Source organism: Burkholderia sp. BCC0397 (genome assembly GCF_902832865.1).
In the GTDB taxonomy this organism is placed as follows: Bacteria; Pseudomonadota; Gammaproteobacteria; order Burkholderiales; family Burkholderiaceae; genus Burkholderia.
Genome location: NZ_CADFDL010000023.1, coordinates 45,316 through 57,189 on the forward strand (window position 1 = coordinate 45,316; position 11,874 = coordinate 57,189).

An 11,874-nucleotide genomic window follows, 5' to 3' on the forward strand; every position below is an offset into this window, starting at 1 on the left:
GCCGCGCTTGTGGCGCCGCTCAAGTACGCCGGGTCACGTGTCGGACCAGGCGGTCGCCGGTGATTTGCACGGCTGAAACGAGGGCGATCAGGATCACGATCACGGTCGCCATCACAGTGGTGTCGAAACGCTGGTAGCCGTAGCGGATCGCGAGATCGCCGAGCCCGCCCGCGCCGACGGCGCCCGCCATCGCGGTCGAGCCGATCAGCGCGACGACGGTGATCGTGAAGCCGCCGAGCATGCCGGGCAGCGCTTCGGGCAGCAGCACGTGCCACACGATGTGGCGGCGCTTCGCGCCCATCGCGAGCGCGGCCTCGATCAGCCCGCGATCGACTTCGCGCAGGCTCACTTCGGCGATCCGCGCGAAGAACGGGATCGCGGCGATCGACAGCGGCACGACGGCCGCCCACACGCCGATCGTCGTGCCGATCAGCACGCGCGTGAACGGCAGCAGCGCAACGAGCAGGATGATGAACGGCGTCGAGCGGAACACATTGACGAGCGCGCCGAGCACCGCGTTCACGCCGCGCCGCGCGTAGATGCCGCCGGGCGCGGTGGTCACGAGGATCACCGCGAGCGGGATGCCGATCAGCGCGGCGATCGCGGCCGACGCGGCGACCATCGACAGCGTGTCGCGGATCGCGTCGAGCAGTTCGGGCCACCAGAGCTCAAACATAGCCGAGCACCTCCGCATGATTCGCATGGCGGCGCGCGCGTTCGAGCAGCGCGGCGACCGCACCGCCGCGCGCCGCCGACGGGCCGGCGTCATCCGCACGCGGCGTCGCGGCGATCACGAGCCGCCCCTGCGCATGCCCCTGGATGCTTTCGATGCCGCCGTGCAGGAACCGCACGGAGCCGCCGAGCGCCGCCGCGAGCGCGCCGACGTCCGGCTCGCCGCCGCTCTCGCCCGTATAGCGGACGTCGAGCACGATCTGTGCGCCGTCGGGCAGCGCGGCCTGCTCGGGCAGCGGCCGCACGCGCGCGGCCAGCTCGGGCGGCAAGTCATGCTGAAGCGTGCTCAGCAGCGCACGCGTCGCGCCGTGGCGCGGATCGCCGAACACGCGCCACACCGGGCCCGTTTCGACGACTTCACCCTGTTCGATCACCGCGACCGTGTCGCACACCGCACGGATCACTTCCATCTCGTGCGTGATCAGCACGATCGTGAGCCCGAGACGGCGGTTGATGTCGGCGAGCAGCGCGAGGATCGATTGCGTCGTCTCCGGATCGAGCGCCGACGTCGCTTCGTCGCACAGCAGCACCTCGGGATCGTGCACCAGCGCACGCGCGATGCCGACACGCTGCTTCTGCCCGCCCGACAGGCTCGCCGGATACGCATCGCGCTTCGCGGCGAGCCCGACGAGATCGAGCAGCGCCTCGACCTTGCGCACGCGCTCGGTCTTCGGCACGCCGGCGATCTTCAGCGGCAGCGCGACGTTCTCGAACACCGTCTTCGCGGACAGCAGGTTGAAATGCTGGAACACCATGCCGGTGCGACGCCGCAACGCGACGAGGCCGTCCTCGTCGAGCGCGCCGACGTCGACGCCCTGCACGCACACGCGGCCCGAGCTCGGCCGTTCGAGGCCGTTCACGAGCCGCAGCAGCGTCGACTTCCCGGCGCCGCTGCGACCGATGATCCCGAATACCTCGCCGCGCCGCACGTCGAGCGTCACGTCGCGCAGCGCGGCGGCCTGGCCGCGCTGCGTCGCGAACACCTTGCCGACCTGCTCCAGCGACACGGCCGCGCCGCCGGCCGGCGTCACGACTTCCTCATGCGCCGTTGCACCGGCACCGGCGCCGGCACGCACGGCCGATGCCTCGATGAAACCCAGCGTATCGAATAATTGCGTCATCGCTTCGCTCCGTCACGTTCAGGCATGCGCGGGATGCGCGGGTTCGGCTATGGCGCCCGGCCGGTGCTGCGCGCCGGTGTGCCAGGCGGGCAGGCGCGATCCCGCGCCGAACAGCTTCTCGCGCAGCGTCGGCGCGGGATCGTAGTCTTCCTTGTAGACGCCGCGGTTCTGCAGCTCGGGCACGACCCAGTCGACGAAATCCTCGAACGACTCGGGCATCACGGTGCGCGTCAGGTTGAAGCCGTCGATGCCGGTCTCGTCGATCCACGACTGCAGCTCGTCCGCGACCTGCGACGGCGAACCGACGATCGGCGCATAGCGGCCGCCGAGCGACATCTGTTCGAGCATGCGGCGCACCGTCCACGTGCCGGTCGTGCTCTTGCGCGAGATCGCGTCGACCGCCGACTGGATCGAATCGGTCTTCACGTACGAGATCGGCTCGTCGAGGCCGTACTTCGCGAAGTCGATGCCGGTCGAGCTCGCGAAATGTGCGAGGCCGGCTTCCGGGCTCGCATAGCGCCGGTATTCGTCGAATTTTTCGCGGGCGAGCAATTCGGTCTCGGCGGTCACGACGCTCACGCCGGCAAAGATCTTGATCGACGCGGGGTCGCGGCCCTGCCGCGCGGCGGCCGCGCGGATGTCGAGCACCGCCGCGCGCGCCGCGGCCTTGCTCTGCCCGTTCACGAACACGCATTCCGCGTGACGGCCCGCGAACTCGACGCCGCGCGCGGACGAGCCGGCCTGGTACAGCACCGGCGTGCGTTGCAGCGACGGTTCGCTCAGATGAATCGCATCGATCGAATAGAACGGCCCATCGTGCTTCACGCGCCGCACCTTGCCCGGCTGCGCGAACACGCGCGCCTGCGCGTCGCGGATCACCGCATCGTCGTCCCAGCTCTGTTCCCACAGCTTGTAGACGACGTCCATGTAATCGTCGGCGCGCTCGTAGCGGTCGTCGTGGCCGATCTGCTGCGCGAGGCCCATCCCGCGCGCGGCGCTGTCGAGGTAGCCGGTGACGATGTTCCAGCCCACCCGCCCTTTGGTCAGATGATCGAGCGTCGACATGCGGCGCGCGAACAGGTACGGCGGCTCGTAGGTCAGGTTCGCGGTCACGCCGAAGCCGAGATGCCGCGTGACCTGCGCCATCGCCGGCACGAGCAGCAGCGGGTCGTTGACGGGCACCTGCACCGATTCGCGCAGCGCGGCGTCAGGCCCGCCGCCGAACACGTCGTACACGCCGACGATGTCCGCGAGAAAGATCCCGTCGAACTTGCCGCGTTCGAGCGTCCTGGCGAGATCGGCCCAGTAGTCGAGATCGGTGTAGTGCGCGGAGCGGTCGCGCGGATGCGTCCACAGCCCGTGGTTGATGTGCCCGACGCAGTTCATGTTGAACGCGTTGAGCAGGATCTTCTTGCGGTTCGCCGTCGTCATGTCTGGCTCCGTCACCATGCGATCGCGTACAGCGAGCCGAACGCGTTGTCGAGCGCTTTACGCACGGCCGGCGAGTGCTGGTAGATCGAGATGAACTTGCGGATGCGCGGATCGTTCGCGCTCTCGGGCCGCACGACCCACTGGATCGCGAAGTTCTTGTTCTCGGTGCCGTCGAACAGCAGCGCGCTGTTCGGATCGGTCGTGCCGGCGAGCTTGATGAAGCTCGGGTAGCCCTGCGCGAGATCGACGTCGTCGAGCGAACGCGCGAGTTGCGACGCTTCGAGCGGGATGATCTTCAGGTGCTTCGGGTTGGCGACGATGTCATGCGTCGTCGCTCGGTAGTCGGTGCCCGGCTTCAGCGTGATGAGCCCCGCGCGCTGCAGCAGCAACAGCCCGCGCCCGCCGTTCACCGGATCGTTCGCGATCGCGACGCGCGCACCGTCCTTCAGCTCGGCGAAGCTTTTCACCTTCTTCGAATAGAGGCCGATCTTCATGATCGTGCCGGGCGCGATCGAGATGAAGTTGTAGCCGCCCTGCTTCTTAGCGTTCTCGAGAAACGGGATGTGCTGGAAGTAGTTGACGTCGATGTCCTTGTTCGCGAGCGCCGCGTTCGGCGTATTCCAGTCGGTGAATTCGACGATCTTCACGTCGAGGCCCTGCTCCTTCGCCTCCTTCGCGGCGATCTTCAGCGCCTCGATCTGGGGGCTGGTCGAGATGCCGACCTTCAGCGGCGCGGTGTCGGCGCGTGCGCCGTTCAGCAGCACAACGCCGAGCAGCGCGGCCGTCAGCAGGCGGGCCAGGCTGGCCACGCGGCCGGCGGAAAGGCGGGCGGAAAAAACGGGATGCAGCATGGGAACCACTCTCCTGTCCAAAGACGGTATCGACGGATGAGCGACGCCGCGGCGAACGCGCGGGCGTTCTCCGGACGGTCGTCATCGCATCGGAAAAGGATCAGCCGATGATAGAGAGCGGCGGGAGGGCGGTCTACGAAGCGATTGTGCGAAGAAAATCGCGCGCGGCGATATGGCGGGCGTCGGGCCCGGCCGGCTGCCCGGGCCGCCATCAGGCCGAAATCTCGGCCTGGCCGCCGCGCCGATTCCGAAATCTCGGCCATCACACCTGGAAAACTCTTTCCGCAGACGAAACAAATCCCTTATGAATCAATGCATTGAAAATATTCCGGCGGGCTGAAATTCTGGCACGGGGGTTGCGTAATAGACGGCACACGATGCCGCGAAGCAATGCAGGCATTCCAAACATCAGGAGACACGTCTTGCAGACCTCTATCCAAACCCCGTCCCATCCGGAGCCGATTGCCGCAGCCGGTCCCGCCACGCGCGAACGCTTCTGGCCGGCAGGCTGGTGGAAGCTGATGGAAATCCGCATCGGCATCATCCCGCTGCCGGTCTACGTGATCCTGTTCGGGCTGATCGTCGGCTTCGTCGTGACGGGCAAGGTGCCCGGCGAAATCTCGATGGCGATCGCCGTGCTCGCGTTCTTCGGCTTCACCTGCGCGGAACTCGGCAAGCGCCTGCCGCTCTTGCGCAACATCGGCGCGGCCGCGATCTTCGCGACCTTCGTGCCGTCGGCGCTCACCTACTACCACGTGCTGCCGAAGCCGGTGCTGAACCTGACGGTCGAATTCACGAAGTCGACCAACTTCCTGTACCTGTTCATCGCGTCGATCATCGTCGGCAGCATCCTGAGCATGGATCGCCGCGTGCTGATCCAGGGCTTCGTGAAGATCTTCGTCCCGCTCGCCGTCGGTTCGATCGCGGCCGCGATCGTCGGCACGGCGGTCGGCACCGCGCTCGGCCTCGGCGCGCGCCACACGCTGCTGTACATCGTCGTGCCGATCATGGCCGGCGGCGTCGGCGAAGGCGCGATTCCGCTGTCGATCGGCTATTCGGAACTGATGCACCTGCCGCAGGGCGAGATGTTCGCGATGGTGCTGCCGTCGGTGATGCTCGGCAGCCTGACCGCGATCATCCTGTCGGGCGCGCTCGACATGCTCGGCAAGCGCCTGCCGCACCTGACCGGCAACGGTCGCCTGCAAGTCGGCGAAAGCGGCGACATGACGCCGGAAAACGAGGAAATCCGCGGCCACGTCGACGTCACGCATATCGCGGGCGCCGGCATCACCGCGATCACGCTGTACCTCGTCGGCCTGATGGCGCACAAGCTGTTCGGCCTGCCCGCACCGGTCGCGATGCTGTTCCTCGCGGTGCTGGTGAAGCTCGCGCGCGCGGTGTCGCCGCCGCTGCAGGAAGGCGCGTTCGTCGTCTACAAGTTCTTCTCGACCGCCGTCACGTATCCGCTGCTGTTCGCGATCGGCGTCGCGATGACGCCGTGGGACAAGCTGACCGCCGCCTTCACGATCGTCAACGTCGTCACGATCGTGTCGACCGTCGCGACGCTGATGGGCACCGGTTTCGTGGTCGGCCGCCTGCTGAAGATGTACCCTATCGACACCGCAATCGTGAACGCCTGCCACAGTGGGCAAGGCGGCACCGGCGACGTCGCGATCCTGACCGCCGCGAACCGGATGCAGCTGATGCCGTTCGCGCAGATCGCCACGCGGATCGGCGGCGCGATCGTCGTCACGGTGACGCTGATCCTGGTCGCGCACTTCGGATAACGCGCGGTCGCGCGCACCGTCGCGCCGGCTGCTTCGCACGCGCCGCCGCCGGCCTTGGCCGGCGTGCGGCGCGCGTCGTTGCGGAGGGCCGGTTATGGACGGCCGGCGGTTGCGGGCTTCGATGAGGGCGAACGTGCAGAAGAGCTTCAAGGGCATCCCGTGGTGGGGCTGGGCATCGGCCGCGGTGCTGTATGTCGGCGTGGCCGGCGCGGCCGTCGATTTCGCGTGGGAACGCGCGATCGACGCGCTCGAGGAGGCCGGCGCGCACCGGCTCGACCTGTATGCATCGAGCCTGAAAAGCGAACTCGGCCGCTTCGAGATCCTGCCCGGCCTGGTCGCGCGGCAGGACGGCGTGCGCGCGATGCTGAAAGCCGCGCCGAACGATGCGCCCGAACTCGTGCATGCGGTGAACACCTACCTCGAAGCCGTGAATCGCGACGCGGGCAGCGGCGCGGTCGACGTGATCGATCTGCAAGGCGACGTGATCGCCGCCAGCAACTGGAACGAGACGATCAGCTTCGTCGGCACCAACGTGTCGTACCGGCCGTACTTCAAGGACGCGCTCGCGCGCGGCAGCGGCCGCTTCTTCGGCATCGGCACCAACACCGGCGTGCCGGGCGTCTACTTCGCGAGCGCGGTGCGCAGCGACGGCGCACCGATCGGCGTCGCCGCCGTGAAGATCAGCGTCGACCCGCTCGAATCGGCGTGGCGCGCGCCGGGCGTCGCCGCGCTGGTCGTCGACAGCAACGGCGTGGTCGTGATCTCGACCGAGCCCGCGTGGAAATTCACCGCGCTGCGCCCGATCACCGCGCAGCAACAACGCGACATCCAGGCGTCGCGCCAGTACGCGGGCCGCACCGTCGACGCGCTGCCCTATCGCCGCATCGGCGACCGCAGCTCGGCCGCCTGGTTCGGCACCTTCCCCGATCCGCACCACGCCGGCCGCACCACGCGCTATCTCGTGATGTCGCGCCCCGCGCCGCAAGCCGGCGATTCGCTGATGGTGCTGCTCGACATCGCGGGCGCGCGGCGCCAGCAGCAGACGGCGTTCGTGTTCGTCACCGGCGCGTTCCTGATCGTCGCGCTGCTGGTCGGCTATGCGATCCAGCGCCGCCGGGCGATCCTCGCGCGGCTGAGCGCGCAGGACGCGCTGCGCCGCGCGAACGACCGGCTCGAACTGACGGTCGCGCAGCGCACGGCCGCGCTGACGGCCGCGAACGAGCGGATGCAGCGCGAGATCGTCGAGCGCGAACGCACCGAACAGCGGCTGCGCGCGTCGCAGCAGGAAGTCGTGCACGCGGGCAAGCTCGCGGTGCTCGGGCAGATGGCCGCCGGCCTCACGCACGAGCTGAACCAGCCGCTCGTCGCGATCCGCACGCTGTGCGACAACGCGCGCACGTTCTTCGAGCGCGGCCAGCCGGCGCCGGCGCTCGCGAATCTCGAACGGGTCGGCAAGCTGGTCGACGGCATGGCCGTGCTCACCGGCGAGTTGAAGACCTTCGCGCGCAAGCCCGACGTCGAGCGTGTCGCGGTGTCGTTGAACGAGGCCGTCGCGCATGCGCGGCTCATCTACGATGCGCGCATTCGCGACGAAGGCGTGCGGCTCGACGTGAACATCGCGCCCGGCACGACGGTATCGGCCGAATCGAGCCAGTTGCAGCAGGTGATCGTGAACCTGCTCGGCAACGCGCTCGACGCGGTGCACGACGCGCCGGTGCGCCGCATCGTCATCGAGGCGGCCGAAGTGGACGATGCGGACGACGCCGGCCGCGTGCGCTTCACGGTGGCCGACAGCGGCGCCGGCATCGCGCCCGACGTGCTGCCGCACCTGTTCGAGCCGTTCGTCACGACCAAGCCGCGCGGCCAGGGCCTCGGGCTCGGCCTCGCGATCACGTCGCGCATCGTCGAGGCATTCGGAGCGAGGATCACCGCGACGAACCGCGACGAAGGCGGCGCGCAGTTCACCATCGAATTCGCGGCGGCGACGCCGCAACAAAGGACAGAGCATGGAAGATGAGATTCGGGTGCTGGTCGTCGAGGACGATGAAAACGTCCGGATCGGCGTCGAGCAGGCCGTCGCGCTCGCCGGGTTCCCGGTCGACGCGTTCGCGTCGGCCGCCGACGCGCTCGCCCACGTCGCGCCCGGCGCGCCGGTGGTGATCGTGTCGGACGTGCGGATGCCGGGCATCGACGGGCTGCAGCTGCTCGACCGCGTGATGGCCATCGATGCGCAGATCCCGGTCGTGCTGATCAGCGGCCACGCGGACATCTCGACGGCCGTCGGCGCGATGCAGGTCGGTGCGTACGACTTCATCGAGAAGCCGTTCTCGTCGGACCTGATCGCCGGCCGCGTGGCACGCGCGGTCGAGAAGCGCCGCCTGACGCTCGAGGTGCAGGGGCTGCGCGCGGCGCTGAACAACTGGCAGGGCATCGAGGCGTTCGTGCTCGGCAAGTCGCCCGCGATGGCCGACGTGCGCAAGAAGATCCTGCGCCTCGCCGATACGTCGGTGTCGGTGCTGATCACCGGCGAGACCGGCACCGGCAAGGAGCTGATCGCGCGCAGCCTGCACGACTTCGGCGGCCGGCGCGACGCGCATTTCGTCGCGCTGAACTGCGGCGGCCTGCCCGAGCAGATTTTCGAAAGCGAGCTGTTCGGCCATGAGGCCGGCGCGTTCACCGGCGCGATCAAGAAGCGCATCGGCAAGATCGAATGGGCGGATGGCGGCACGCTGTTCCTCGACGAGATCGAGACGATGCCGATCGCGCTGCAGATCAAGATGCTGCGCGTGCTGCAGGAGCGCGTGGTCGAGCGGCTCGGCGCGAACGACCTGATTCCGGTCGACTGCCGCGTGGTGGCCGCGTCGAAGGCCGATCTCGCCGAACTCGCGGCCGACGGGCGCTTTCGTGCGGATCTGCTGTATCGCCTCAACGTCGCGCAGATCGAGTTGCCGCCGCTGCGCGAGCGGCGCGAGGACGTGCCGCTGCTGTTCGAGCATTTCGTGCTCGCGGCCGCGCGGCGCTTCGGGCAGCCGGCGCCGGTCGTCACGGCTGCGCAGGTATCCGAACTGATGACGCACGCGTGGCCCGGCAACGTGCGCGAGCTGCAGAACGTGGCCGACCGCTTCGTGCTCGGGCTGACCGGCGACAGCCTGCTGTCGTCCGGCGAAACGCCGGCCGTGGGCAGCACGCTCGCGGAACAACTCGCGTATTTCGAGCGGATGCTGATCGAGGACATGCTGCGGCGTCACAACGGCAACGTCGCGGACGCGAGCGAGGCGCTCGGCATGCCGAAGAAAACGCTCTATCACAAGCTGCGCAACCTGCGGATTCCCGCGCGCGGCGACGCGGCGGCCGACGGCGGCGAATGACGCGAACGAAGAAACGCAAAACAGCATGGATCGCATCGAAGTCACCGAACACGGCCGCGTCATCGGTCAACCCCACGGCCACCTGATCCGCGGCGTCACCCGCGCGCAGAAAACCTTCCGCCCGAGCGACTGGCCCGAACGCCTCGCCGGCGTCATCACGCTGTTCGTCGGCGAACGGCGGCCCGGCTATCCGTGCGCGCTGTCGCGGCTCGCGATGCCGGTCGTCGACGGCGGCGTCAAATGCCTGGTCGTGTCGGACGAATTGCGCGCCGTGTGCGCCGATGCGTTCGACTTCGCGATGCAGTTCGCGGCCGACAATGATTTGCCCGTCGAGTTTCAGACCGCGCCCGCATTGACGGTGCGCTGACGGGCGACCGGGGCCGCACCTTAGGGCACTTCGCCGAAGAGCGCTTCGAAACCGTTCTTGCACAGCCCGAGTAAATCCTCGGGCTCGATCTGTCGGTCGGGCCGCGGGATGTCCGCCGCTGCACGAATGGTGTCGTTCACTTCAGTGAAAAATGCACCGACGCCCGCATCGATGGACCTCCGCTGAGCCTCCGACAACGTGGGTTCGAGGCGCTTCCAGACCGGGACAAGCTCGTCCTCGATCGCGCCGCCAAAAAGAAGCATCGCATCGTGGATGTAAAGCACATCCTGAGCACGCTTTTCCGGAATCCTGTCGTCACGAATCAGCAGCTTCTGGACCATGAAGCTCACCGGATTGGGGATACGCAGGTCGACCAGTGCATCGCCCCACCCTGACTCCTCGGCGGGAATCGTCACGAGCCAAGGTTCGTGCAGCAGTATCTCGAGATGGCGCAGCTTCTGTGCAACAACGCCTGCATTCGCCTCCGTTGCGTCCTGCTCCATCCGCCTAGTGACCTTGTTGCGCCGCAAGGGGCTACCTGTCAGCGGTGTGAGAAATTCCGCGTAAAACCCGTTGGCTTGCTTGCCGAGGGTGTAACGCATCGCCGGCGGCTTGAACCCGCCGGCGAAATTCGGTTCCTCCGTGAAACCCGCGCTTTCGAGCGCCCTCTTGATATCTCCTTCGAGCACCTCGCGTTCTGCATACGCGACGTCGGCATCCTGCGTGAAGATCGGCTTGTGGTCGGGCTTCCAGGCACGCGGCTCATACGAATAGAGCCGAAAAGCCCAGCCCCCGATGAAAACGATCCTGGCTCGCCACGGCGCCAACGTCATCGCGAGATTGCTGAAGTCGGCCAATTCGCTCATGCACCTTCCCCAGTCACGTTCGCGAGCACACCGTGCTCCAGTTCAGCGGCCTGCTCTGCCCCGCGCGCCGGGTGAGCGGAAACGTCGAGCCAGATCTGGATGATGTCCGTGACCGGCAAACCATCGCGGTAGACGACGCCCCGCCCCAGTGATTGAGGAAAGCCAGGCTGTTGCAAGACGAGATCGGGGCGTTCGCCCTCTTTGGCCCGACGCAGCGGTCGCCAGTTTTCGGCTTCCATCAAGCTAGGGACCCAGACCGTTGGCGGGATGCCGCTGACATGGCCGACGCCGAGTGCATCGGCCGCGGCAAAAAGGCCGAGCGTGCCGCCCTCGTTTTTGAGCATCTTGCGCAACTGGACGTCCGGCGTGGCCGGCACAAGAAACTTCATCGGCACTGCCGCTGCCTGCCTCAGGTATTCAGCCTTCCAGCGTTGTGCGAGTTTGCGCCGTTGCACGATCTTCAGGAACGGCTTCGTCTCGATGAAACCCTCCTGCTTGAGGGCATGGATCAGCCGCGTCGCCGTCATTACCGAGACATCGGCGGCACGCGCGAGGTCGGTCGCCGTGGTGTATTGCCGGCCCTCCGCGCCGATGAGGTTCTCCCTCTTGATATCGATCGCGAGCAGGAGCTTGAGCATCCACTGGTTCAGATCCGAGAATGCCAGCCCCGGCTGGACACTGCGACTGCGGCTGTAGGAGCGAGTCGACTGACCCGGACGCTCGGAAATATCCAGCCCCGGAAACCGGACATACCGCGTTCCGTCGGCCGACAGCACGGCGAAGGGCTCACCGTCGGCGAACTCGGCGTGAAAATCGGCCAATCGCTGGATGAGCGACGGCGGAGCACTGCCGACCCAAATCAGAATCGCGGGCCGCATCTTCTGCCGTTTCGCGTATGCACGTGCCTCGAGGAGCGCCTGAGCAAAGAGCGCGGTAACGCGATCGGCACGCCCCTCGTTGAACGTCTTGAGGTTCGCGACGTACGTTTGACCCTTGTCATTGCTCAGGATGAGGTCTCCGACATGATCGTGAGCAACCTCCTCGACCACGCGCCACCCATCTGCTTTCTCGAACAATGTCCGGAAAGCGTCAAGCGCAACGCGCGCCGGCATAGGGTTCGGCAGCGATCTCATATCGCACTCACTTGGCCAAGTGAAATCACTTGGGCGTGTTAAATGACATGGCCATGTTATGACCATCTCAGGCGCGCCGCAAGCATCGCTCGCTCCGACATCGCTTTCACACCGTCATTGTCGATGAGAGGTGGCCTCGCTCATTCGGACAGTTTTCTGAGATTTTTAAGTGGAACGTCCGAGGCAATCATGCTGCCGATTTGATCGCAGGCAGCGTC

The 11,874-nt window shown here is 67.1% G+C and carries 10 protein-coding genes; 4 read left to right on the forward strand and 6 right to left on the reverse strand.

The window, feature by feature from the left end:
• Window positions 1-19 precede the first annotated feature (19 nt).
• The 4 genes from HWX03_RS36355 to HWX03_RS36370 are packed head-to-tail and all read right to left on the reverse strand — an operon-like array spanning window position 20 to window position 4,135.
• Entirely contained in the window at window positions 20-676 is a 657-nt protein-coding gene (locus tag HWX03_RS36355) for a methionine ABC transporter permease (protein ID WP_175823490.1), read from the reverse strand.
• The gene (locus HWX03_RS36360; protein WP_175874637.1) at window positions 669-1,853 is read right to left on the reverse strand and encodes an ATP-binding cassette domain-containing protein; all 1,185 of its coding nucleotides are present in this window, start codon (window positions 1,851-1,853) and stop codon (window positions 669-671) included. Before HWX03_RS36360 ends, HWX03_RS36355 begins: the two co-directional genes overlap by 8 nt.
• 18 nt (window positions 1,854-1,871) lie before the next feature.
• The gene (locus HWX03_RS36365; RefSeq protein ID WP_175874638.1) at window positions 1,872-3,284 is read right to left on the reverse strand and encodes an LLM class flavin-dependent oxidoreductase; all 1,413 of its coding nucleotides are present in this window, start codon (window positions 3,282-3,284) and stop codon (window positions 1,872-1,874) included.
• An 11-nt stretch (window positions 3,285-3,295) separates the two neighbouring features.
• Complete coding sequence (locus HWX03_RS36370; RefSeq protein ID WP_175874639.1) at window positions 3,296-4,135, reverse strand: MetQ/NlpA family ABC transporter substrate-binding protein; 840 nt, start codon at window positions 4,133-4,135, stop codon at window positions 3,296-3,298.
• Window positions 4,136-4,557: 422 nt separating this feature from the next.
• Here HWX03_RS36370 and HWX03_RS36375 point away from each other — a divergent pair, with 422 nt between their 5' ends.
• The 4 genes from HWX03_RS36375 to HWX03_RS36390 all read left to right on the forward strand — a co-directional run bounded on the left by HWX03_RS36375 (window position 4,558) and on the right by HWX03_RS36390 (window position 9,657).
• Window positions 4,558-5,922, forward strand: coding sequence for a 2-hydroxycarboxylate transporter family protein (locus HWX03_RS36375; protein WP_175823494.1), 1,365 nt, complete (start codon window positions 4,558-4,560; stop codon window positions 5,920-5,922).
• A gap of 121 nt (window positions 5,923-6,043) precedes the next feature.
• On the forward strand, window positions 6,044-7,939 hold the full coding sequence (locus tag HWX03_RS36380) for an ATP-binding protein (protein ID WP_175874640.1): 1,896 nt from the start codon (window positions 6,044-6,046) through the stop codon (window positions 7,937-7,939).
• Window positions 7,929-9,290, forward strand: a complete 1,362-nt coding sequence (locus tag HWX03_RS36385; RefSeq protein WP_175874641.1) for a sigma-54 dependent transcriptional regulator — start codon at window positions 7,929-7,931, stop codon at window positions 9,288-9,290. Before HWX03_RS36380 ends, HWX03_RS36385 begins: the two co-directional genes overlap by 11 nt.
• Window positions 9,291-9,315: 25 nt before the next feature.
• Window positions 9,316-9,657, forward strand: coding sequence for a DUF3579 domain-containing protein (locus HWX03_RS36390; RefSeq protein WP_175874642.1), 342 nt, complete (start codon window positions 9,316-9,318; stop codon window positions 9,655-9,657).
• A gap of 20 nt (window positions 9,658-9,677) precedes the next feature.
• Here HWX03_RS36390 and HWX03_RS36395 read toward each other — a convergent pair whose 3' ends face one another.
• Together HWX03_RS36395 and HWX03_RS36400 are read right to left on the reverse strand one after the other, a co-directional pair.
• Complete coding sequence (locus HWX03_RS36395; RefSeq protein ID WP_175874643.1) at window positions 9,678-10,523, reverse strand: GSU2403 family nucleotidyltransferase fold protein; 846 nt, start codon at window positions 10,521-10,523, stop codon at window positions 9,678-9,680.
• Window positions 10,520-11,656 (reverse strand): RpiR family transcriptional regulator, encoded by a 1,137-nt coding sequence (locus tag HWX03_RS36400; RefSeq protein WP_175874644.1) that lies wholly within the window; start codon window positions 11,654-11,656, stop codon window positions 10,520-10,522. Before HWX03_RS36400 ends, HWX03_RS36395 begins: the two co-directional genes overlap by 4 nt.
• Window positions 11,657-11,874 lie beyond the last annotated feature (218 nt).